The following is a 21,877-nucleotide window of genomic DNA, read 5'->3' as shown; positions in this document are numbered from 1 at the left end:
GTGCCACCCCGCTTCAACGCGATGCAACCAGCGGGTTAGAGCGGAATCCTGACCACGCCAGGGGATTCGATGACACCTTCGACAACCCGCTCGCTTGAGTTGTTGCGCACCCGGATGCGATCCCCCGCGCCGCCGTCCTCCAGCGCCTCGCCGCTCATGCTGACGCGTATGCCGCCGCCCTCGGAGAGCAGGCGCACGAGTTGACCGCGCTCAACCCAGAGCGGCGTTTTCAGGTGGGAATCGGTGATGATGTCACCGGGGCGTAGCGAGCGGCGTACCTGCATGCCGACGGTATCGGTCAGATCATCGTAGTAGCCGCCCAACAAGGCACCGGTCTCGCGCTGCTCGAGTTTGACGTCCGTGGGCATGACCATGCTGCTGCGGTTCAGCGGGCCGGCGGCCACCACGACCGCGCCAAAGCGCTCGACGCGGGCGGATACGAACAACGACCAGCGCACCGGCCCCTGACATTGGATCTTCACACTGGTGTTACCCGTTTTGCGCGCACCCGGTGCCAGACTGGCTTGAAGGTCATGCTCGCAAAGCTTAAGGCGCAGCCGCGGGTCGACCGGGTCGACGGAGACCTTGACCTTCGCACCGCCATCGCCGCCCGCCACATGATGAAGAAAGGTCTTGGCCGCGCGCTGGATATTGGTAACCGGCTCGATCTCTTCAGTGGCGGCCAAGCCGGCCGCGTTTGCCTGCGCGATGATTCCCACTTGGCCGCTGATTCCTTGGACCAGGAAAAGGGCGCTGAAGCATAGCAAGGGCGCACTGATCAGCCAGCGCCAGTTGGGCGCCAGACGCTGGCGCCTCGGTTGCGGGGTTCTGAGGTTGATAGTTTGCATCTCTTGCTCCGTCTTGCCTATGGGCGATGAGGCGATTTCGGCTCCTGTTCGTTGCGCAGGAGAATGCAAGACCGAGGCCATTTTTACCGACCGCGCCGGCGCGAGCAGTAGTCGCGGTTGCAGCGACCAGCCAGCGGACCAAAAACCGCCGATGGCTTAAGCCATGTTGCCGCTTTTAGGCTATCATCCAATGAGTGGCACCCATGCGATCGGGGCCAAGGGTCTGGAGGTTTAATGAGTCAATTTATTGACGATGTCGACCAACGCACGCAGATGGTCGGGCAGAACCGAATGGAGCTTTTGCTGTTCCATCTCGGTGGCACCCAAACCTTCGGCATCAATGTGTTTAAGGTGCGCGAGGTCATCGCCAAGCCACGACTGCGCCAGCTGCCGGGCTCGGCGGCTATTGTTTGCGGGGTCGCCAACATCCGCGGCAAGACGGTGTCGATCATCGATCTGGCCAGCGCCATCGGCTTCGGCGCCCAGACAATTTCGCCAAATCAGGACGCCAAGGTCATTGTCACCGAGTTCAATCGTTCGGTGCAGGGCTTCTGGGTCTCGAATGTGGACCGGATCGTGAATGTCAGTTGGGAAAAGGTCAAGCCCCCGCCGCGCGGCACCGAGCACGAGAGCTTTCTGGTGGCGGTCACGGAGATCGACAACCGCTGGGTTGAAATCATCGATGTTGAACGGGTATTCGTGCAAGTCAACCCACTTGCACGCGAGGTTTCAACGGAGTTCAAAGAGCAGGCGCGTGCGGTCGCGGGCGATGGCGCACAACGCGTACTGGTGGTGGATGATTCGATGGTAGCGCGCAGACAGATCGAGCGCAGCGTGTCGGATCTCGGCTTTGCAGTCGAGGCGCGTTCCGACGGACTCCAGGCGCTGGAGTACCTTGAGACACTTGAGCAGACCCAACCCGCGCACGAGCAGATCGCGCTAGTGATTTCCGACATTGAAATGCCACGCATGGACGGCTACACGCTGACGCGCAAGATCCGCGAAAGCCCGCATTTGCGACACTTGAATGTGATCTTGCATTCCTCGTTGAGCGGTCAGTTCAATGCCGATCTGGTAAAACGTGCTGGCGCGGATCATTTTCTGCCAAAATTCGATCCTGACGAGCTTGCCGCCGCCATCTTGAAATATACTCGCCAGCAGCTAACGCATGAGGCTTGAAGTAGCGACCCCTTGAAGCACCCGGAAAGACTCCGATGCGTGCCGGACCACCTTGCCAGATCAACTTGCCAGATAATTGCGCCATGTTACCGTGATTGACCCGCAGGACTACACTGAATTTTCTCGCTTTTTGAGCGAATGCTGCGGGCTGGTGCTCGGCTCAAACCGCCAGTACCTGGTCTCCAGCCGCCTGTCGCGCCTGCTCGAGGAGTTCTCTTTCGCCAGCGTCGAGGAGCTGCTGCGAGCGTTGCGCAGCTCGGCCCAGCCCAAGCTCAAGTCGCGCGTCATCGATGCCATGACCACCAACGAAACCTCCTGGTTTCGCGACGGTTACCCGTTCGAGATGCTGCACCACATCATCCTGCCGGACCTTGCTGCTTCCAAGCGCTCCATCCGCGTCTGGTCAGCCGCCGCTTCCACCGGGCAGGAGGCTTTTAGCATTGCCATGGTGCTGAGCGAGTATGCCAGCGCCAATCCGATGAAAGCGCCAAGCGCCAGCATTGTGGGTACCGACTTGTCTGAGTCGGCGCTAGCCGAGGCCCGCACTGGCATCTACGACGGCCTGAGCATCGTGCGCGGCCTGAGTGAGGAGCGCCGCAAGCGTTTTTTCGACACCGTCGAGAACGGCCACAAGATCAAGCCGGAGCTCCAGCGCCAGGTGCGCTTTCAGAAGCTCAACCTGCTCGACTCCTACGCCACGCTCGGCAAGTTCGACATTGTCTTCTGCCGCAATGTGCTGATCTACTTCTCCGCCGAAACCAAGAGTCGAGTTTTTGACGGTATCGCCCGGCAGATGGACCCGGGCGGCTATCTCTTCATTGGCGCTTCCGAGTCTGTCTCCCCCTACACCAAAGCCTTCGAACTCGAGCGCACCCCGCGCGGCTCGGTCCTGCGCCGGGTCTGATCGCCTCATCCCCTAATCGCGCCCGCGCGCGATTGCCCATCGATTTCCTCCTGCTTGCTCCGCCCTACTTCGGCTGGCACGGGCATTGCTTGTTCATGACCAAGACATTGGGTCAGCCATGCAGGACAAGCCATGAGCCTCTCTCTCGACAAAGCACTAGGCATTTCGCCGCAAGCCCTTCTGGTCAGGGCGGACCGCACCGAGTTGTTGGCGTCAAACCTCGCCAACGCCGAAACCCCCAACTACAAGGCGCGCGACGTCGACTTTCGCGACGCGCTCTCACAGGCAGCCGGACGCGGCAATAGCTTGCCGCTCAAGCGCACCAACGACCGCCACTTGCCGCCTGACACCGCCGGAGCCGTCGACATGCCGCCGGAGCGACTCTATCGCGTCCCCGCGCAACCGGCGCTGGATGGCAATACCGTCGATCCGCAACTCGAGCACGCCGCCTTTGCCGAGAATGCCATGCAGTTTCAAAGCAGCGTCGAATTCCTCAACCGCAAGGTCTCGGGTCTGAAATCCGCCCTGCAATCCGGAGGCAGCTGATGAGCAACTTTTTTAGCATCTTTAATACCTCGGGTTCGGCGCTGACTGCCCAGTCGGTGCGACTCAATACCGTGGCATCCAACCTGGCCAACTCCAGCGTAGGCGCTCCTACCCCTGAAGAAACCTATCAACCCAAGGAAGTGCTGTTCCAGACGGTGCTTGATCGTAACAACCCGGAGCGAGCAGATACGCCAGTGCGGGTCGCAGGAATCGTCGACAGACCAGACGAGCCCATCATCACCTATGAGCCACATCACCCACAGGCAAACGAGGAGGGCTATGTCTTCCGTCCCGCGGTCAACGTGGTCCAGGAAATGGCCAACATGATGTCCGCCTCACGCAGCTTCGAGGCCAATGTCGAAGTCATGAATACCACACGTCAGTTGCTGCAGCGCACCCTGCAGATTGGCGGACAGCAATAAGGAATCCGCACAATGTCAGATTTTTCTACTGAGACCTTGCAGTCACTTGGCCTCGCACCGACTCCCCAGGTCAATACTGAACAGCGCGGTGAATTAGGCCAAGAAGATTTCCTGAAACTACTGACCGTCCAACTTTCTACTCAGGACCCAATGAAGCCCGTCGAGAACACGGACTTTATCGGTCAAATGGCACAGTTTTCGACGTTAACCGGCATTGAAAGTTTGACACAGTCTTTCGAAACCCTGTCGCAGTCCTTGAGTCAGGGTCAGGCACTCCAAGCGGCGACTCTCGTAGGCCATGAAGTCTTAATCCCGGCTGAGTTTAGCCAACTCGACGAAGGCGAAACAATTTCCGGGGCCATTGACCTTCAAACCGCTGCAACATCTGCCTCGATAGAGATTTTGGATGCTAGTGGAGCGGCGGTTCGCACGTTAGAGCTTGAAAATACCGGCGCGGGTTTGCAGCAGTTCGAGTGGGACGGTCTTCTGAGTGATGGCACCCCCGCAACACCGGGTGTCTATCAATTCCGCGCAAACGTGGTTGGAAATGAGGGTACCGAAGCGGTGGAAACATTTCTGAACAAGCGGGTAGAGACCGTCGCTATCGGTGAGGACGGAACTCTGGAGCTTAGCGTGCCAGGCATGGAATCGATCGGCTTCTCAGACGTCAGGCGTATTAGCTAAGCTCAGTAAGATTTGAAAAACGGGAGTTAACTCATGAGTGCTTTTAATGTTGGTCTTAGCGGTTTGTTCGCAGCGAGTAAAGACCTTGACGTAACCGGGAACAATATTGCCAATGTAGGGACCACGGGGTTTAAATACTCGCGCGCAGAGTTTGGCGACCTCTTTGCCACTACAACCACCGGGCTTTCCAATACGGCGGCAGGTCAGGGTGTTCGCGTTCTTGATGTGGCGCAGCAACACTCACAGGGAACCATTCAGTTTACGGATAATGCGCTAGACCTTGCAATTAGTGGAAATGGCTATTTTGTGGTAGAGGATAAAATAAACGGGAGCCTCGAATACACTCGAAATGGTGAGCTCAAGGTCGATCGCGAAGGCTTTATCATCAATAATAATGGTCAATATCTGCAAGGCTTTGAGCCAGCAGAGCCGAACAATCTTGATACCATCTTTGCAACTGGTGAATTAACTGATCTGCAACTTCAGACGGGTAATGCAGAACCCAGTGCCACCAAAGAGGTCGACGTGGTGGTTAACCTACCATCGGATGCCGAGCCTCCGCTACTAGACTGGACGGCCCAGGATAACGATGGCTGGCCAGACCCAGGTGAGCCAGGCAGTCCTACTAGACCTGACCCAGATACTTACAACTACTCCACCGCTGTTACAGTCTATGATTCCTTGGGCACCCCAAGAACGCTGACCCTGTATTTTGTGAAGCCTCGTGATGGCGACGACAACCCAATCCCTTTGGAATGGGATGTTTACATGGGAATGGAGATTGAAGGTGACGACGGTCGGATGTATATGCAAAGTGCAAACGGTGGCGACCCGACAGGCCCTGGCAATGAGGTAGAAGCAGCAAGACTCGTTTTTACACCTGAGGGTTATTTGGAAATGCCGAGTCCTCAACCGCAGCCCCTGGATAATGACGCTTTCGTTTGGGCTTTGGCATTTCCTGATGGCGAACCGTTTGGTAATGGAGCCAACCAATTTAGCCCAGATGCGGCTAATGTAACCACTATCAATTTTGGTGCAACCTCTCCGGAAAACGCAGGAGACGGCACAACCCAGTACGGCACCCAGTTCGACATTAACGAACTTAACCAGGACGGCTTTACAACAGGGACCATATCCACGATTGACATTGATAATGAAGGCAGGGTATTTGCCCGTTACACCAATGGTCAGTCGTCGGTCTTGGGGCAGGTCGCAATGGCCAGTTTTAATAATGTCCAAGGTCTGCAACCAGTCGGAGACAACAACTGGGCGGCTACCTTCGCCGCTGGCGATCCAGTCTACAGCGCAGCTGGTACTGGAGATCTCGGAACAATTCAATCCAGTGCCCTCGAGGCATCGAATGTGGATCTGGCTACTCAGCTAGTCAATTTGATCGTTGCCCAGCGAAATTTTGAGGCTAACTCCAAAACAATTTCAACCTCCGACCAAATGACACAGACGGTTCTGCAGATCAAGCGTTAAGCCAAACGGGCCTTTGAGGCTGGAGGGATTTCATGGACCGCATGCTGTATGTGGCAATGACCGGCGCCAAGCAGACCATGTACGCGCAGGCAGTCAACAACAACAATCTAGCGAACGCCAATACGCATGGATTTCGCGAATCCTTCGTATATGCCTACACCGAGCCTATGCGAGGTCCGGTTTACGACTCCCGAGACTATGTACAGGTAGCCGATGAAGCCATAGATTTTAGGCAGGGCGCCATGCAGACCACTGGACGGGACCTGGACGTCGCCATACAGGGTGACGGATTTCTGGCAGTACAAGCCAAGGACGGCACCGAAGGTTACACTCGCGCCGGCGATCTTCGCATCGATGCGCAGGGCATTATGCGTCTCGGTAACGGCTTGCCCGTGCTCGGCGATGGCGGACCCATTGCGATACCACCGGCTGAGAGCATTCTTATTGGCACCGATGGCACCGTGACCATTCGTCCGCTGGGAGGTGACGCGCAGGGGCTTGCGGCCGTTGAGCGTCTGCGCTTGGTCAATCCGCCAATTGAAGACTTGGTTCGCGGCGAGGATGGGCTATTTCGGCAGCGCGACGGTGCTCAAGCACCAGCCGATGCCAATGTGCGGGTGGCATCGGGCATGCTTGAGACAAGCAATGTCAATACAGTGGCGGCGCTGACGCGGATGATGGAGCTCACCCGTCATTACGAGACCCAGGTCAAGATGATGAGCACCGCCGACACTCTTGGCAAAACCAGCAACCGTCTGCTCGGTATGAGCTAGGTGCGAGTTGATCTGCGCGTATTTCCAGAGCGCAACTGAAACAAAAATCAGGGCGGCAATGAGTGCCCGCCTGGAGGGAATAGACCATGAACCAAGCGCTATGGGTGGCAAAAACCGGGCTCGATGCTCAGCAGACGCGGATGACCGTGGTATCGAATAATCTCGCAAACGTCAATACCACTGGGTTCAAAAAAGGTCGCGCAGTTTTTGAGGATCTCATCTACCAGACGATTCGCCAGCCAGGCGCTCAGGCGACTCAGGACACTCAGTTGCCATCCGGCCTGATGTTGGGTGTCGGCGTGCGCACGGTGGCAACCGAAAAGCTCTTCCAACAAGGCAATATGGTTCTGACCGACAACGCCTTAGATGTCGCCATCGAAGGACGCGGATTCTTTCAGATTCTGCTACCCAATGGCGACATGGGGTATACCCGCGACGGCAGCTTCCAGGTCAACTCCGATGGCGAGGTGGTAATGTCCAACGGTTATCCATTGCAGCCAGGGCTAACCGTCCCGGAAGAAACCCTTTCGATTACCATCGGCCAGGACGGGACCGTCAACGCACAGTTACCCGGCCAACCCGAGCCTCAGCAGCTTGGACAACTGCAGCTTGCGGACTTTATCAACCCGGCTGGCCTCCAGCCAATGGGTGAGAATTTGTTCCTGGAAACGGCAGCATCCGGCGCCGCGCAGGAATCCACACCCGGTATTAACGGGCTAGGTGGTCTTATTCAAGGCATGCTTGAGACCAGCAACGTGAATATCGCAGAGGAACTCGTCAATATGATCGAGACCCAGCGCTCTTATGAGGCCAACTCCAAGGCCTTGTCGACTGCCGATTCGATGATTCAGTTCGCGAACAACAACCTCGCCCGCTAAGGCCAGGCTGATCAAGAGTAATGCACCATGATGCTTAACAAGATACTCACAGTGACTATGTCCGCCGCCATTCTCGTTGGTTGCGATTCCATGCCGGTGAAGCGCGGAGATAGCCCGGAATTTCTTGCCGCTTCCGCGCCTGCGCCGATGCCGCAACAGTACAACAACGGCGCCATCTTTCAGGCTGCGCAGAGTCGCGGGCTGTTCGAGGACTATAAAGCAAGGCTGGTGGGCGATATTTTAAATGTGCAACTGGTCGAAAAGACCGATGCCACGAAAACTGCCAAAACATCGGTCACCAAGGATTCCACCGCCGGGATTGACTTTACGCGCCTAGACATCCTTGGCCATCAAGTTGAACCGTCAGGGAATCTTTTCGGGGCCGGATTGGAATCGGGAACTAACTTTGACGGCCAGGGTGACTCGGAGCAAAGCAATAGTCTCGAAGGCAATATCTCGGTCACGGTGGCTGAGGTACTGCCCAACGGCAATTTGGTCATACAGGGCGAGAAATGGCTGGGCCTGAATCAGGGCAAGGAATATGTGCGCCTGCGCGGTATCGTGCGGCCCATTGACATTACCGCCGAGAACACCGTGCTGTCGACTCAGGTCGCTGACGTGCAAATCTACTACGGCGGAACCGGTGCTGTGGCCGACAGCAATGCGATGGGCTGGATCATGCGCTTCTTCGTCAGTGCGCTGATGCCATTCTGAGCACCTCGCTGCCCGCTGAAGAATTCTGGCTCGCGATTTGCTTCAACCTGGGTGAGCCGGCGACAATCCGGCCACTCACCCGGACATCTTCCAGAAATGCCCCGGGTAATCGCCAAGAATTTGACGAGGTCGACCGATGAAACACCGCTCCACCGTCTCCGCCACCTGGTTCGCCGCGCTGGTCGGCCTGATGGCCAGCATGCCGCTGCAAGCAGGCAATTCCATCCCTAGTGCCGCCCCCGGACAGGAGCGCATCAAGGACATCGCCAACTTTGCCGGCGTGCGCGACAACCAACTGGTCGGCTACGGCTTGGTGGTGGGGCTGGACGGCTCCGGCGACCGCACCACCCAAACACCCTTCACCGTGCAGAGCCTCAAGAACATGCTCGCCCAGCTCGGCGTCACCTTGCCAGCGGACGTGAATCCGCAGCTCAAGAACGTTGCCGCCGTCATGATCACGGCCGATCTGATGCCCTTTGCCAAGGCCGGTCAGCGCTTTGACGTAACTGTCTCCTCGCTCGGCAACGCCTCCAGCCTGCGCGGCGGTACCTTGCTGATGTCGCCGCTAAAGGGCGCGGACGGTCAGGTCTATGCCGTTGCACAGGGTAACCTGATTGTTGGCGGTTTGACCGCTGATGGTTCTGATGGCAGCAGCGTGACCGTCAATATTCCGAGCGTCGGGCGTATTCCGCGCGGCGCCACAGTCGAGCGCGAGGTACCCAGCTCTTTTTCCCAGGGCGGCTCGCTGGTGCTAAACCTCAATCGGCCAGATTTTTCAACCGCCAGCCGCATGATGGATGTCATCAACGATGCCTTTGGCGGGCGGGTGGCGCAGGCACTCGATGGCGCATCAGTCAAGGTGCGTGCGCCAACCAGCCCAAGCGACCGGGTCGCCTTTGTTGCGGTACTCGAGAATTTGCCGGTTGAGCCCGGTACGCCGCCGGCCAGAGTTGTGATCAACGCGCGCACTGGCACCATTGTAATAGGCGCCAATGTGCGGGTCATGCCTGCCGCCGTCTCTCACGGCAACCTGACTGTCACCATCACGGAAAACCCGCAGGTGACGCAGCCTAACGCACTTGCAGGTGGTCAAACGGTGGTAACGCCGCAGACAAACATTGCCGTCACCCAGGAGGATAACCGCATGTTCTTGTTTGATCCTGGCACTTCGCTCGATGAGATCGTCCGCGCTGTCAACAATGTTGGCGCCGCCCCCGGTGATCTGGTCGCTATCCTCCAGGCCCTGCGCGAGGCTGGCGCCCTGCGTGCAGAGCTGGTGGTAATCTGACCGCCCCTTGCCCCGGTAATACGGACCTGCTGCCATGCGCGAGCTCAACACTGGCATTTCGGCACTGGCCACCCATCAGGCCAGTAGAGCATTGGCCACTGACCCGGCCGGCCTGCATGACCTGCGCCGGCAAGCCACCTCTGGTGACAGTGAAGGGCTGGAAGCGACTGCCCGCGCCTTCGAGGCGATGCTCGTTGGGCAGATGCTCAAGCAGATGCGTGCAACCTCTTTGGGGGATGGCCTGTTCGACTCCGCCCAGAGCGATATGTATCGCGACATGCTCGATCAGGAGATCGCACAATCTGTCAGCGAGGGTCCTGGGCTTGGCTTTCGTGGTCTGCTGATGCAACAACTCGGCCGCACCAGCGCGAGCGCCGCGCAGGCGGCCGACCCTGCTGATCTGCGCGTTCCGGAACGCAACCCCTACCTGCGTCCGATGCGTCCCCTTTCTTCTGCCGCGGGGGCTGGTGAAGGTGCAGAAAGCGCACAAACTTGGCGAAGAACCTCAGCCTCAGTCGAGGCGCCACCGCTCGACCCCAACGACTGGCCCCCATCCTCGCCCGAAGATTTTCTACGGGTGCTACGACCTCAAGCCGAAGCAGCCGCCGCCAAGCTAGGCTTCGACCCGAATGTACTGTTGGCGCAAAGCGCGCTCGAGACCGGCTGGGGTCGCCGTGTGCCACGCCATGCCGACGGCCAAAGCAGTTACAACCTCTTTGGCATCAAGGCGCATGGCGGCTGGACTGGGGACCGGGTCTCGGTCGGCACGCTCGAGTACCGCAACGGCGTGGCTCAGCGCGAGCGCTGGGCTTTTCGGGCCTACCCGAGCCCTGCGGAATCCTTTCAGGATTATGTCGAGTTTTTGCATCGCAATCCGCGCTACCGCGATGTGCTCGCCAGCCCCAACAGCCGCGAGTTTGTCCGGGGCTTGCAGCGCGCCGGTTATGCCACGGACCCGAACTATGCCAACAAAATCTTGTCCATTCACGACCGGCTGAACGCTATGATGGCCAAGGATTCGACTCAAGAAATCGCCTCCGCAACCGTTACATCCCATGCAGGTTAATTTAAGTTGCGATGCAGGAGCCTCGCGACGCAAGCGGTGTTGCGCGCGGAACCGGAAAACAGGCAGTTAAATGCACCATAGGGCAAGCAGATGAGCATCATGAGCACCGGCACCGCCGGGCTGCTGGCATTCCAGCGTGCGCTCGCGACCACCGGGCACAATATCTCCAACGCCACCAAGGATGGCTACAGCCGTCAGCGTGTCGACCTTGAAGCGCGCACTCCGCAAATGCTCGGTGGCAACTTCATTGGTCAGGGGGTGCAGGTTTCGTCCATCCGCAGGATGCAAAACGAGTTCGTCGATGTGCAACTGCGAAACAGCACCTCCGATGCTGCCAATGGCGAGGCCCGGGCGGAATATAGTGAACGTATCGACCGTTTGCTAGCGGATGTCGAAACTGGCTTGGCACCGCCCATGCGAACTTTTTTCAATTCAGCCAACGACGTGGCGAGCGACCCGACCTCGAACACCGCCCGCACCGTATTTTTGGGTGAAGCAGAATCCATGGTCGGCCGATTCAATGAGCTGAATTCCAGAATCGAAGAGCAACGCAAGCTTGTCAACCAAGACATTAAAGTTAATGTCGATGAAGTCAATGCCCTGGCCTCATCGCTAAAAGACCTGAACAAGCGCATTGTTGAAGGCTACGGCATGACGGGGGGGCAAGGTGGCGCGCCCAACGACTTGCTTGATGAACGAGGGCGAGTGCTGACCGAGCTTTCCAACATCATCGACATCCGAACGCTCGAGCAGGAAGACCGCTCGATGAATGTTTTTATCGGCAACGGGCAACCACTAGTGCTCGGCGGCATCACCAACGAACTGACCGTTGGCAATATGTCAGGTGACATCCGCAACTATGGGATCGGCTTCAAAAGTGCCGGCGGTAACGCAAACGATATCACCAAGTTTATGACCGGCGGTGAACTCGGCGGTCTGATCGAAATTCGCGATCAGATACTGGACCCGGCACAGAATAGCATCGGCCAGATTGCTGTCGTCATGAGTACGGCGATGAATCAACAGAACCAGCTCGGGCTGGATCTGAATGGTGACACTGGCGAGGATATTTTTGTCACCCCGGAACTGTACGTTGGAGCAAAGCCCGGGAATGCCAGCAGCGATTACCCTGATGTGCAGTTCAACACCGGCGCTATCACGGACTTGACGTCCAGCGATTATTCCTTGCGCTACAACGGGTCTGACTTTGAATTGAGGCGACTGGACGATAACTCGGTGGTCGCTGACTCTTCCGGTGATCCGGTTATCAAGGTGGACGGTTTGATCGTTGACACCAGCACAATCGGTGGAGCCGCGAACAGGGATGAATGGATAATTCAACCAACCCGCTTCGCGGCTGAGCGACTTGACATCAAAATGGTTGATCCGCGTAAGGTGGCTGCTGCCGCCGGCGCGACCGCTAGCCCGGACAATGACGGCGCGACGCGCATGCTCGACCTGCGGCGGGATGACCCGCCCCCAGCCGACAAGGAAAATGTCGAAGTACCCGCAGCCGTGCTATTTCAAGGAGGCAATTTTCAGGTTTTCAGCCCTGAATTTACTGGGAAGTATGATTTTGCCGACCCACCGAATTTGATCGGACCAAACGCCGGAGGTACCAAAATCGAGTCATTCAAGGTGACCGATGCAACGGATTTTGCGCCTAGCAATATTCAATACGACGAAACCAACCAGGTTTTCGAGGTCACAGGGGGAGGCGTGCCGCCATTATCCACTTCTGTTCCAATTGATCCGACAGGCACAACAACCATAAGTGAAAATGGTTTCGAGATGAAAATTCGGGGAACCCCCGGAGACGGTGACACCTTTAACATTATCCAGCAATCTTCAACTCCACCGGTGGCAGATCAGCCTCCGCCAACAACGGTTGTGGGTAAAGGTTGGCAGCTTGACATAGCAGGCACCCCAGTCGAGGGTGATATCTTTGGTGTTGAACTGAGCAAAGGCCGCGAAGGTGACAACCGTAACATGCTCGCTCTAGCCGGTCTGGCCGAGGACCGAGTCATCGAGAATCAAGAAAGCTTTGCCGACAGCTACAACAGCACCCTAGGGCTGGTTGGGACCCGCACACGTCAGGCGCAGGTATTTCGTGATTCGAGCATTGCACTGCGTGAATCGGCCCAGGTTCAGCGCGACGAGTTGTCTGGGGTCAATCTCGACGAGGAAGCCGCTAATTTAATCAAATATCAAAAGGCTTATCAGGCTGCCGCCCAAGTAATTTCGGTCGGTAACCAAATCTTCGATACCCTGTTCGCGGCAATCCGTTAATTCGGGTTGGGAGCTAGTAATGCGCGTTTCAACGGAACAGATCTTTCGAGCCGGCAGTGAGTCCATGCAGCGGGCTCAGGCCGAGCTTAGCCGCACCGGGCAGCAGCTATCCACCGGCAAGCGCATTCTGTCGCCTTCCGATGACCCAGCAGGCGCGACTCAAAGCGCGCAATTCCGGGAAATCATTCAATCGATCGAGCAATTTCAGCGTAATGCCGATCTTGCCCAACCGCGTTTGCAGCAGGAAGAGTGGGCCATTGCTGGCGTGACGGATCAACTTCAGCGAGTACGAGAATTAGTGATTCAAGGCGCGAACGACAGCCAAACCGACGAAACTCGCGGCTTTATGGCGCGCGAAGTCCGCGAAATTCGCGATGCAATTTTCGATGTCGCTAACACCAAGGATCCGAATAGCGAGTATCTCTTTGCTGGAACCAAGTCCCTTGCAACACCCTTCGAAATTGACGGCGATGGGGTTGTTTCATACACCGGTGCCGAAGGCAATGGGTCGGTGCGCGAAATCGCGATGACATCGCTCCGAAATGTTGCCATTGGTGACAATGGTGCTGACGTCTTCATGAATATCCGGGAGAACGACGGACGGGTGTCGGCAGATGTCATTCGCGCTGACAATGGCGCCATTCCTCGGGGCTCCGTGGTTATCGAAAAGACGGAGGTGAGCGACCTCGGGGTCTTTCTCGATGGCGATAACGCCGTTGATTCATTTGAAATCAGCTTTCTCGATAATGCTGGCACGGTCCAATACCAGGTCGAGCGCTTCGGGCCAAACGGCGCTTCCAACGGGGTGGAGCTAGGCCCAACCGACTATTCCCCTGGCAGCCCGGTTGAATTTGCAGGCCGTTCGCTCGTCCTCAGCGGCACGCCGCGCTTACCCAATGCCGGAGGCGCCGGGAACCCGAGCGACATTGTCACGTCACGTCCGGCCGAAAACGTCTCACTCTTCCACACACTTGATGCAATCGCCACCGCCCTCGAGACGCCGGTTGGCGGGCCAAGCAGTCGTGCTGATCTGACCAACGCCGTTAACCGTGGCCTCACGGATCTCGATGCAAGCTTCAACCATTTGAGCGATATCCGTGCCACCGTGGGTACCCGGCTGCAGGTCATCGATAGCCAGACCGAGCTGAACGAGGGCCGCAAGCTTGATCTGCGTTCGACCCTGTCCGAACTCGAAGATCTCGATTACGCTGAGGCCATCAGCCGCTTCAAGTTTCAGCAGGTTGCACTTGAGGCCGCGCAGCAGTCTTATGTACAGACCAATCGTCTGTCGCTTTTCAACTTCCTCTAATGTAAGGGATAGCCTGTGGTCAGGGATGGACGCCAGCCAGATATGAGGTTCAAGGCACAACGCTCTTGAGCAAAAATCGAATCCCCTACGGCTGGCATCAGATCACAGACGACGATGTTGCCGCCGTCGTCGATGTCATGCGCCATGGCCAACTCGCCCAAGGCGAGCAGGTGGCGCTTTTCGAGCATGAGCTGGCCACCTGCTGCGGCGCTGCCCATGGCATCGCCTGCAACTCCGGCAGCTCGGCGCTGCTGCTGGCCTGCCGCGCCCTTGGACTCGCACCTGGTCAAAGCCTGTGGACCTCGGCGCTGACTTTTGTTGCTTCCGCGAGCTGTGCGCTGCACTGCGGAGCTGAGGTCGACTTGCTCGATATCGACCCTGGCACCGGCAATCTTTCCATCACCACTTTGAAGGAAAAGCTCTGGCAAGCCCGACGCGCGGGTCGCTTGCCGCGCGTTCTGGTGCCCGTCCATTATGCCGGGCGCCCGTGCGACATGGAGGCCATCGGCGCGCTGGCGGCAGAGTTTGGCTTCGCGGTGATTGAGGATGCGGCCCATGCGTTGGGCGCGACCGAGTTACAGGACGCAAACAGCCGCATCGGCAACGCTCGCCACAGCGATGCGGTGGCCTTCAGCTTTCATCCGGTCAAGCTGCTGACCACCGGCGAGGGCGGTATGGTGATGACGAATGATCCGCTGCTGGCCGAGCGGATTGCTCGGCTGCGCAGTCATGACATCGAGCGCCCGACGGACAATGGGCGGGCGGACTGGCGCTATCGCATTCGACAGCCGGGCTACAACCTTCGTCTGTGCGATTTGCAGGCCGCGCTTGGGTGCAGTCAACTCAGGCGGATTGACAGTCTGCTTGCGCGCCGCCGCGCCCTGGCCCGCCGTTATCATCAACGCTTGGGCAAAACAACACTCAAGTTGCCGCCGATGGATGCCGATGAACACTGTGCCTGGCATTTGTATTGGATCGCTTGCGCGGACGCAGAAGAGCGGCAAGGCCTGTTCGACGCTTTACATCGCGCGGGCATTGGCGCGCAGGTGCATTATCAACCGCTGTATCGGCTTGAGTTGTTTGCGCATCGCGGCTGGCGACCGGAGCAGTTCCCCGGAACCGAGGCTTTTTACGCCGGCGCTCTGTCGCTTCCCCTGTTCCCTGATCTGAGCGAGACGGCGCAGGATGAGGTCATGAGTCTAATTGAGGAAACGCTTGGCTTGCGAGCTTGACAGCGTGAGCGTTTGGTCCGATCAAAAGGCTGTCGACCGCTCTGCCAGCCAAGCTGAAGCTGCAAAGTCGATCTGAAACTGAAAGCAGTTTCGCAATCGCGCTAAAATCAGATCCGAACAGGTCAATTCAAGTGCGATGCGGAAAACAGCGGGCGCAAAGGACAGCGGGAAGGACTCACAGCCATGCTTGATGATCAGGTCATTCTCATTACCGGCGGGACCGGCTCCTTCGGCACCGCTTTCGCGCGCCGGGTACTGCGCGATTACAAGCCACGCAAGCTGATTATCTTCTCGCGCGACGAACTCAAGCAGTATGAAATGGCGCAGGTTTTTCCGGAGCAACGCTACCGCGCGATCCGGTATTTTCTCGGCGACGTGCGTGACAAGGAGCGCCTGCACCGGGCTTTCGATGGCGTCGATATCGTCATCCACGCCGCCGCGCTCAAGCAGGTGCCGGCTTGCGAGTACAACCCTCTTGAGGCCATCAATACCAATATCCTCGGCGCGTCCAATGTGGTCGATGCGGCAATCGACTTCCATGTCGGCAAGGTGATTGCGCTCAGCACCGACAAGGCGGCCAACCCGATTAACCTCTATGGCGCGACCAAGCTTTGCTCGGATAAGCTCTTTGTGGCGGCCAACAGCCTCTCCGGGCCCAAGACCACGCGTTTTTCGGTGGTGCGCTACGGCAATGTGGTGGGCTCGCGCGGCAGTGTAATCCCTTACTTTCAACGCCTGTGTGCCGAAGGCCGCCTGCCGGTCACGGACAGGCGCATGACCCGCTTCTGGATCACGCTCGATCAAGGGGTGGATTTTGTGCTTGCCTGCCTCGAGCGCATGCAGGGCGGTGAGGTGTTCATCCCCAAGATCCCCAGCATGAACATCCTCGATCTGGCCCACGCCATCTGCCCGAACTGTGGTATTGAGGAAGCCGGCATCCGCCCCGGTGAGAAGCTGCACGAGGTGCTGCTGCCCGAGGACGACTCTCGCAATGCGATAGAGTTCGATGACTATTTTGCGCTCTACCGCCACCACGGTGGACGCGCATCAGACGACGCGCGGCTACGCGGAACCGGCCACTGGTGCGAGGAAGGCTTCCGCTATGCGAGCGACACCAACAACCGCTGGCTGTCGGTCGATGAGCTCAAAGAGATGATCGCGAGTCTGGATTCGTCCTGAAGTCCAACACCCGGGGTGAGCCCTTCACGGCCCTGCGGGTTTGGCCTTGCATGGGATGCCTGGTTTGTCGGGCAAGCTGGCAACCGTGGTTTCGATCCAGTCCTCGGCAAGGCGGTTGATCTCAGCCGCGCTGCGGTTTTGACTGGTAATTGGCGGCCCGACCACGACACGAACGCAGCCTGGCTGTTTGACAAAGGCGCGCCGCCCCCAGAAGACGCCGGAGTTGTGTGCAATGGGGACGACGTTAGTTCCGGTGCGTTCAGCCAGTTTGGCACCGCTGATGTTGTAGCGCCCGCGCTCGCCGTGAGCAACGCGCGTGCCTTCCGGGAACAGTATCACCCAACGCCCGGCATTCAAGCTGGTTTCGCCTTGACTCAGCACTTGCTTGAGTGCCTGGCGCGGCGAGCCCCTGTCGATCGCGATGGGATGGAAACAACGCAGTGCCCAGCCAAAGAACGGAATGGCGAGCAACTCCCGCTTCAGCACCCACGCCTGTCGACACGGGAAAAGCGTCCGCAGTGTGACCGTCTCCCAGGCGGACTGGTGTTTGCACAGGATGATTGCGTCCCCTGAAGGTAAATGCTCGCGCCCGCTGACCTCAAAATCCATCTTGCAAATAACACGAAGCAGCGTCAGCGAAGCGCGTGACCATGCATTACCAAGCCGACCCAGCGCGCACTCGGTCACAAAGGGAGTGGCAAGCAAAATAGCGATGCTAAAGCCAATACTGGTAAAGCTAAATACCAGGATAAAAAGTGCGGAGCGAAGATACAGCATGGTTTGGCGGTGTTGGACTCAGCGAAAAAGCAGCATCTGGGTGGTAAGTATGGCGGAGTGGTTTCAGGCTTGGGTGCCAGATTCTGAGCTCAAGGCTGCCGCCCAGACCCTGCCCGGGATTCGCTGAGCAGGGCATCGACGACGGCGAAAAGATCAGGGAACTGCTCGACATTGCTGAGCTCCACCCCATGGGTCGCGCAGGTGCGCTCGCCCTTGCCGGTGCGAACCAGCAACGGGCGCGCCCCCACCGCCATGGCCGCCTGCACATCGCGCAGCGCATCGCCGATGACGGGAACACCTGTGAGCTCAACGCCAAAGCGCCGAGCGAGGGACTCCAGCAGGCCGGTGCGCGGCTTGCGGCAGGTGCAGCCGTTATCCGGGCGGTGCGGGCAGTAGGCAATAGTCTCGATGCGCGCGCCTACGGTGGCAAGCTCGCGGGCCATTTTCTGATGAATGAGCGCGAGTTGGTCGTGATCGAACAGGCCGCGGCCGATGCCGGACTGGTTGGTCGCGACCGTCACCGTCCAGCCGGCATTGTTGAGTCGGGCGATGGCCTGTGGGCTGTTGGCGATGGGTACCCATTCGTCAGGCGATTTGATGTAGGCGTCCGAGTCCTGGTTGATGACGCCATCGCGGTCGAGGATGACAAGCTTGACAGTCATTTGTGTTCGGGGCCAGGGTCGCTACCGGTTTCATCCTTGAATGCGGAGACGCGGATGCGACCCCCGATCATGCGCGCCTCACGCGACTCGAGCTTGACCATTTTTTTCCAGAACGCGGTTTTTAAGTCGACATTGGCGGAAATGGCGGTGCCAAGCAACAGAATGTAAAGATCGGCAATTTCTTCGGCCAAGTGCCCGTAGGGCTTGCCCTTGGTCACGCTGGCCGAGATCTCGCCAAGCTCTTCGGCCATGAGCGCGATGCGATAGACCAGATCCTCACCGCCAGTCTCGCGAAAGCGGTGCTTATCATGAAAGGCCTGCACCTCCGCCAGCATGGCGTCGTAGGAGTCTGGGTTGGTGGTGTCTTCAGCCATGCGCCTTATCAGAATCAGGGTCGGAATCAGGTTGGACTCTCGCGTGCTCCCGAGCAATGTCTGCCGCGGCGCGCTTGCTCATTGCAGTTTCGCGATATCGGCGATTTGCAGGAACAGCTGCTGCAGCCGCTCGAGCAGCGCCAGGCGATTTTCGCGCACGCCCGCGTCTTCGGCCATCACCATAATAGCGTCAAAAAAGGCATCCACCGGAGCGCGCAGACTGGCCAGGGCCACCAGGGCCGCGCGGTAATCGCCAGCCGCGAGTAGCGGCTGTAGCTTGGTTTCGACCTCATCCATGGCCTGCACCAAGGCTATTTCCTCGGCCTCCCGCAGCGCGCCGGGGTCCAGCTGGCGGGCATGCTGCGGAGCCTGCTGGGGTGCTTTTTTGAGGATATTGCGAATGCGCTTGTTCGCTGCCGCCAGCGCGGCGGCCTCGGACAGGGCACTGAAGGCCTCGACCGCGCGCACCCGGCGGTCGATCTCGGCCGGCTCGGAGAGGCCAAGGCTCAGCACCGCATCGACCCGGTCGGCGGCAATCTTCTGATCCTGATAGTAACCGCTCAGGCGCTCGAGACAATAGCCGAGCACCTCATCGACCACCGCTGGCGCGCTAATGGCCGCAGGGAAGCTCTCGGCGCTGTGCCCGAGCAGCGCCTTGAGGTCGAGCCTTAGCGGGGTTTCGATCAGGATGCGCAGCACGCCGATGGCGGCACGGCGCAGGCCATAGGGGTCCTTCACACCGGTTGGGCGCTCGCCGATGGCGAAGACGCCGACCAGGGTGTCGAGTCGGTCGGCCAGCGCCAGCGCCTGCCCAAGCGGCGTACCGGGCAGTTGGTCGCCAGCATGACGCGGCAGGTATTGCTCGGCCATGGCCTCGGCGATGGCGGCGGACTCGCCACCGTGCTGGGCGTAGTAGCGCCCGATGATACCCTGCAGGCTGCCGAACTCCCCGACCATCAGGGTGACCAGATCGCACTTGGCCAGTTGCGCGGCGCGCTCGGCCTCGGTGTGGTCGAGTCCCATCGGCTCCGCCATGGCGCCGAGCACTTGGGCGACACGCGCAGCGCGGTCGGCCAGGGAGCCAAGCTTGTCCTGAAAGACCACGTCCGCGAGCTTCGGTGTGCGGCTGGCCAGCGGGTCTTTGAGGTCTTGCGACCAGAAAAATTGCGCATCGGCAAAGCGCGGGGTAATGACCCGCTCGTTGCCGGCGCGGACCACATCCGGGTCGCGACTTTCGATATTGCAGATGGTGATGAAGCACGGCATCAGGGCGCCATCGCTGCCGAAGACCGGAAAATACTTCTGGTTCTTCTTCATGGTCTCGATCAGTACCTCGGGCGGCACTTCGAGATAGGCCGCATCGAAGCGCCCGAGTAGCGCGACCGGCCATTCGCACAGGGCGGTGACCTCATCGAGCAGCGCATCCGTGGGCTGCGCCTGCCCGCCAGCATTGGCGGCGAGCGCGCCGACCTGCTCAACTATGCGCGCACGGCGGGCGGCAAAGTCCGGCTCCACCCTGCCCTGCTCGCGCAGCAGGCGGTCGTAGTCGCGCGGATGCTCGACCCTAATGGGCTCTGGTGCGTGGAAACGATGCCCGCGCGTTTGCTGACCAATGGCGATCCCATGCACCTCGCCGCTGACCGGCTCATCGCCAAGCAGGCCGCAGACCCAGTGTACCGGTCGCACAAAACTGGCCTCGCCGCTGCCCCAACGCATGCGTTTTGGAATGGGCAGCGCGGCAAGCGCCTGCTCAACCATGTCCGGCAGCAGGTCGGCGGCGGCGCGACCAGGGATGTTCTGTTCGTAAATCAGCCAGGCGCCCTTTCCGCTTTCCAGCCGGCCAAGTTCTGCAACCTCGACTCCGCAGGAACGCGCGAAGCCGAGCGCGGCCTGAGTCGGCTGACCATCGGGGCCGAATGCCGCCGCTACCGCCGGACCGCGACGCGTCTGCTGCTGATCGGGGGAAGCGAGCGCCAGATCGGCAACGCGCACCGCCAGACGGCGTGGGGTGGCGAATAGCTGCGCCTCGCCATGGGCCAGCTGATGTTCATCGAGGCGTTTGATCAGCTCCTGACGAAAGGCTTCCGCCAGGCGCGGCAGGGCGACCGGCGGGAGTTCTTCGGTGCCGATTTCAATCAGCAGGTCGCCCGTATTGCTACTCAGGTTCGTGGTTGTGGCAGTGCTCATGCGGCCCTCCGTTCGCTTTGCTCAGCCAGCATCGGAAAGCCCAGCGCCTCGCGCGATTGGTAATAGCCCTCGGCCACCGCGCGGGCCAGGGTGCGCACGCGCAGGATGAAGCGCTGGCGCTCGGTCACGGAGATCGCCCCGCGGGCATCGAGCAGGTTGAACAGGTGGGAGGCTTTCAGCACCTGCTCATAAGCCGGCAGCGGCAGGCCGAGCTCGGCGAGATGGCGACTTTGGCGCTCGGCGACATCGAATTGTTCGAACAATGCCGGGACCTCGGCATGCTCGAAGTTGTAGGCCGATTGCTCGACCTCGTTCTGGTGGTAGACATCGCCATAGGTCACGCGCGCCTCGGGGGTCTGCTTCCACAGCAGGTCGAAGACATTCTCGACCCCCTGCAGATACATGGCGATGCGCTCGAGCCCGTACGTGATCTCGCCGCTGACCGGGCGGCATTCCAGCCCGCCCACCTGCTGGAAGTAAGTAAACTGCGTGACCTCCATGCCATTGAGCCAGACCTCCCAGCCCAGGCCCCAGGCGCCGAGAGTGGGGGATTCCCAGTTATCCTCAACAAAGCGGATATCATGCACCAGCGGGTCGATGCCGAGGGTCTTCAAGGACTCGAGATAGAGCTCCTGAATGTCCGCCGGCGAGGGCTTGAGCAGCACCTGATACTGGTAGTAGTGCTGCAGCCGGTTGGGGTTCTCGCCATAGCGCCCGTCGGTCGGGCGACGGCTGGGCTGCACATAGGCCGCGCGCCAGGGCTCGGGGCCGATGGCGCGCAGGAAGGTTGCCGGATGAAAGGTCCCGGCGCCCACTTCCATGTCATAGGGCTGCACGATCAAGCAGCCGCGCTCGGCCCAGAACTGCTGCAGCCTGAGAATGAGATCCTGAAAATCCAGCACCTGAGACTCCGACCCCTGAGCATGAGACCTCTGGGACTGAGCCCCCTGAGAATTTGATCCAGCAGTGCCTGGCACGCAAACCTCCGATTAAATAGGCAACCAAACAGGCAACCAAACAGGAAAGCGCCCCAGTATAAAGGCTTGTCGCAAATCGCGCGCTAGCGGCGAGGCAGCAAAGGTAA

At 59.2% G+C, this 21,877-nt stretch carries 21 protein-coding genes; 15 read left to right on the top strand and 6 right to left on the bottom strand.

What is annotated here, in order from left to right; translation table 11 throughout:
- Positions 1-35 precede the first annotated feature (35 nt).
- Positions 36-848, bottom strand: a complete 813-nt coding sequence (gene flgA, locus Thiosp_RS01580) for a flagellar basal body P-ring formation chaperone FlgA (RefSeq protein WP_201069043.1) — start codon at positions 846-848, stop codon at positions 36-38.
- 234 nt (positions 849-1,082) lie between these two features.
- Between flgA and Thiosp_RS01575 the strand changes: the two genes are divergently transcribed.
- The 15 genes from Thiosp_RS01575 (at position 1,083) to pseB (ending at position 16,793) form a co-directional block, all read left to right on the top strand.
- Positions 1,083-2,027, top strand: a complete 945-nt coding sequence (locus tag Thiosp_RS01575) for a chemotaxis protein (RefSeq protein ID WP_201069044.1) — start codon at positions 1,083-1,085, stop codon at positions 2,025-2,027.
- 91 nt (positions 2,028-2,118) lie between these two features.
- Positions 2,119-2,931 (top strand): CheR family methyltransferase, encoded by an 813-nt coding sequence (locus tag Thiosp_RS01570; RefSeq protein ID WP_201069045.1) that lies wholly within the window; start codon positions 2,119-2,121, stop codon positions 2,929-2,931.
- A gap of 132 nt (positions 2,932-3,063) precedes the next feature.
- The gene (gene flgB / locus Thiosp_RS01565; protein ID WP_201069046.1) at positions 3,064-3,477 is read left to right on the top strand and encodes a flagellar basal body rod protein FlgB; all 414 of its coding nucleotides are present in this window, start codon (positions 3,064-3,066) and stop codon (positions 3,475-3,477) included.
- The gene (gene flgC / locus Thiosp_RS01560; protein ID WP_201069047.1) at positions 3,477-3,899 is read left to right on the top strand and encodes a flagellar basal body rod protein FlgC; all 423 of its coding nucleotides are present in this window, start codon (positions 3,477-3,479) and stop codon (positions 3,897-3,899) included. The genes flgB and flgC overlap by 1 nt, the downstream gene beginning before the upstream one ends.
- 12 nt (positions 3,900-3,911) lie before the next feature.
- Positions 3,912-4,583, top strand: a complete 672-nt coding sequence (locus Thiosp_RS01555; RefSeq protein ID WP_201069048.1) for a flagellar hook assembly protein FlgD — start codon at positions 3,912-3,914, stop codon at positions 4,581-4,583.
- Between the two features lie 33 nt (positions 4,584-4,616).
- Complete coding sequence (gene flgE / locus Thiosp_RS01550) at positions 4,617-6,065, top strand: flagellar hook protein FlgE (protein WP_201069049.1); 1,449 nt, start codon at positions 4,617-4,619, stop codon at positions 6,063-6,065.
- A gap of 32 nt (positions 6,066-6,097) precedes the next feature.
- Complete coding sequence (gene flgF / locus Thiosp_RS01545) at positions 6,098-6,838, top strand: flagellar basal-body rod protein FlgF (protein ID WP_201069050.1); 741 nt, start codon at positions 6,098-6,100, stop codon at positions 6,836-6,838.
- A gap of 86 nt (positions 6,839-6,924) precedes the next feature.
- Entirely contained in the window at positions 6,925-7,716 is a 792-nt protein-coding gene (flgG, locus tag Thiosp_RS01540) for a flagellar basal-body rod protein FlgG (protein WP_201069051.1), read from the top strand.
- A gap of 27 nt (positions 7,717-7,743) precedes the next feature.
- Positions 7,744-8,430: a flagellar basal body L-ring protein FlgH gene (locus Thiosp_RS01535; protein ID WP_201069052.1), complete on the top strand. Its 687-nt coding sequence runs from the start codon at positions 7,744-7,746 to the stop codon at positions 8,428-8,430.
- A 190-nt stretch (positions 8,431-8,620) separates the two neighbouring features.
- Positions 8,621-9,718, top strand: a complete 1,098-nt coding sequence (locus Thiosp_RS01530; RefSeq protein ID WP_242519023.1) for a flagellar basal body P-ring protein FlgI — start codon at positions 8,621-8,623, stop codon at positions 9,716-9,718.
- Positions 9,719-9,752: 34 nt separating this feature from the next.
- Positions 9,753-10,784, top strand: a complete 1,032-nt coding sequence (gene flgJ, locus Thiosp_RS01525) for a flagellar assembly peptidoglycan hydrolase FlgJ (protein ID WP_201069054.1) — start codon at positions 9,753-9,755, stop codon at positions 10,782-10,784.
- Between the two features lie 99 nt (positions 10,785-10,883).
- Positions 10,884-13,073: a flagellar hook-associated protein FlgK gene (gene flgK, locus Thiosp_RS01520; protein ID WP_201069055.1), complete on the top strand. Its 2,190-nt coding sequence runs from the start codon at positions 10,884-10,886 to the stop codon at positions 13,071-13,073.
- Positions 13,074-13,092: 19 nt separating this feature from the next.
- The gene (flgL, locus tag Thiosp_RS01515; RefSeq protein WP_201069056.1) at positions 13,093-14,382 is read left to right on the top strand and encodes a flagellar hook-associated protein FlgL; all 1,290 of its coding nucleotides are present in this window, start codon (positions 13,093-13,095) and stop codon (positions 14,380-14,382) included.
- 65 nt (positions 14,383-14,447) lie between these two features.
- Positions 14,448-15,614 carry a UDP-4-amino-4,6-dideoxy-N-acetyl-beta-L-altrosamine transaminase gene (gene pseC / locus Thiosp_RS01510; protein ID WP_201069057.1) on the top strand — a complete coding sequence of 389 codons (1,167 nt, stop codon included), beginning with the start codon at positions 14,448-14,450 and terminating at the stop codon, positions 15,612-15,614.
- Between the two features lie 183 nt (positions 15,615-15,797).
- A complete protein-coding gene (gene pseB, locus Thiosp_RS01505) occupies positions 15,798-16,793 on the top strand; it encodes a UDP-N-acetylglucosamine 4,6-dehydratase (inverting) (protein WP_201069058.1) in 996 nt (331 codons plus the stop codon).
- A gap of 24 nt (positions 16,794-16,817) precedes the next feature.
- Here the strand turns inward: pseB and Thiosp_RS01500 are convergent, their stop codons facing one another.
- The 5 genes from Thiosp_RS01500 to glyQ form a co-directional block, all read right to left on the bottom strand.
- Positions 16,818-17,402 (bottom strand): lysophospholipid acyltransferase family protein, encoded by a 585-nt coding sequence (locus Thiosp_RS01500; RefSeq protein ID WP_242518995.1) that lies wholly within the window; start codon positions 17,400-17,402, stop codon positions 16,818-16,820.
- Between the two features lie 257 nt (positions 17,403-17,659).
- Complete coding sequence (gene gmhB, locus Thiosp_RS01495; protein WP_201069060.1) at positions 17,660-18,232, bottom strand: D-glycero-beta-D-manno-heptose 1,7-bisphosphate 7-phosphatase; 573 nt, start codon at positions 18,230-18,232, stop codon at positions 17,660-17,662.
- Complete coding sequence (locus Thiosp_RS01490) at positions 18,229-18,606, bottom strand: pyrophosphohydrolase domain-containing protein (protein WP_201069061.1); 378 nt, start codon at positions 18,604-18,606, stop codon at positions 18,229-18,231. The genes gmhB and Thiosp_RS01490 overlap by 4 nt, the downstream gene beginning before the upstream one ends.
- Before the next feature lie 78 nt (positions 18,607-18,684).
- Positions 18,685-20,793: a glycine--tRNA ligase subunit beta gene (gene glyS, locus Thiosp_RS01485; protein ID WP_201069062.1), complete on the bottom strand. Its 2,109-nt coding sequence runs from the start codon at positions 20,791-20,793 to the stop codon at positions 18,685-18,687.
- Positions 20,790-21,695, bottom strand: a complete 906-nt coding sequence (gene glyQ, locus Thiosp_RS01480; RefSeq protein WP_201069064.1) for a glycine--tRNA ligase subunit alpha — start codon at positions 21,693-21,695, stop codon at positions 20,790-20,792. Before glyQ ends, glyS begins: the two co-directional genes overlap by 4 nt.
- Between the last annotated feature and the right edge of the window lie 182 nt (positions 21,696-21,877).

The sequence above is a fragment of the Thiorhodovibrio litoralis genome (assembly GCF_033954455.1).
Classification (GTDB): domain Bacteria; phylum Pseudomonadota; class Gammaproteobacteria; order Chromatiales; family Chromatiaceae; genus Thiorhodovibrio; species Thiorhodovibrio litoralis.
The sequence above is the reverse complement of the archived record's forward strand: the minus strand, read 5'-3'. Positions and strand labels throughout refer to the sequence as shown.

Excerpts from the sequence above, each read along its gene's own strand:
- flgA (WP_201069043.1), bottom strand. The coding sequence starts at position 848 with ATGCAAACTATCAACCTCAGAACCCCGCAACCGAGGCGCCAGCGTCTG.
- Thiosp_RS01575 (WP_201069044.1), top strand. The coding sequence starts at position 1,083 with ATGAGTCAATTTATTGACGATGTCGACCAACGCACGCAGATGGTCGGG.
- flgB (WP_201069046.1), top strand. The coding sequence starts at position 3,064 with ATGAGCCTCTCTCTCGACAAAGCACTAGGCATTTCGCCGCAAGCCCTT.
- flgC (WP_201069047.1), top strand. The coding sequence starts at position 3,477 with ATGAGCAACTTTTTTAGCATCTTTAATACCTCGGGTTCGGCGCTGACT.
- Thiosp_RS01555 (WP_201069048.1), top strand. The coding sequence starts at position 3,912 with ATGTCAGATTTTTCTACTGAGACCTTGCAGTCACTTGGCCTCGCACCG.
- flgE (WP_201069049.1), top strand. The coding sequence starts at position 4,617 with ATGAGTGCTTTTAATGTTGGTCTTAGCGGTTTGTTCGCAGCGAGTAAA.
- flgF (WP_201069050.1), top strand. The coding sequence starts at position 6,098 with ATGGACCGCATGCTGTATGTGGCAATGACCGGCGCCAAGCAGACCATG.
- flgG (WP_201069051.1), top strand. The coding sequence starts at position 6,925 with ATGAACCAAGCGCTATGGGTGGCAAAAACCGGGCTCGATGCTCAGCAG.
- Thiosp_RS01535 (WP_201069052.1), top strand. The coding sequence starts at position 7,744 with ATGATGCTTAACAAGATACTCACAGTGACTATGTCCGCCGCCATTCTC.
- Thiosp_RS01530 (WP_242519023.1), top strand. The coding sequence starts at position 8,621 with ATGGCCAGCATGCCGCTGCAAGCAGGCAATTCCATCCCTAGTGCCGCC.
- flgJ (WP_201069054.1), top strand. The coding sequence starts at position 9,753 with ATGCGCGAGCTCAACACTGGCATTTCGGCACTGGCCACCCATCAGGCC.
- flgK (WP_201069055.1), top strand. The coding sequence starts at position 10,884 with ATGAGCACCGGCACCGCCGGGCTGCTGGCATTCCAGCGTGCGCTCGCG.
- flgL (WP_201069056.1), top strand. The coding sequence starts at position 13,093 with ATGCGCGTTTCAACGGAACAGATCTTTCGAGCCGGCAGTGAGTCCATG.
- pseB (WP_201069058.1), top strand. The coding sequence starts at position 15,798 with ATGCTTGATGATCAGGTCATTCTCATTACCGGCGGGACCGGCTCCTTC.
- Thiosp_RS01500 (WP_242518995.1), bottom strand. The coding sequence starts at position 17,402 with ATGGATTTTGAGGTCAGCGGGCGCGAGCATTTACCTTCAGGGGACGCA.
- gmhB (WP_201069060.1), bottom strand. The coding sequence starts at position 18,232 with ATGACTGTCAAGCTTGTCATCCTCGACCGCGATGGCGTCATCAACCAG.
- Thiosp_RS01490 (WP_201069061.1), bottom strand. The coding sequence starts at position 18,606 with ATGGCTGAAGACACCACCAACCCAGACTCCTACGACGCCATGCTGGCG.
- glyS (WP_201069062.1), bottom strand. The coding sequence starts at position 20,793 with ATGAGCACTGCCACAACCACGAACCTGAGTAGCAATACGGGCGACCTG.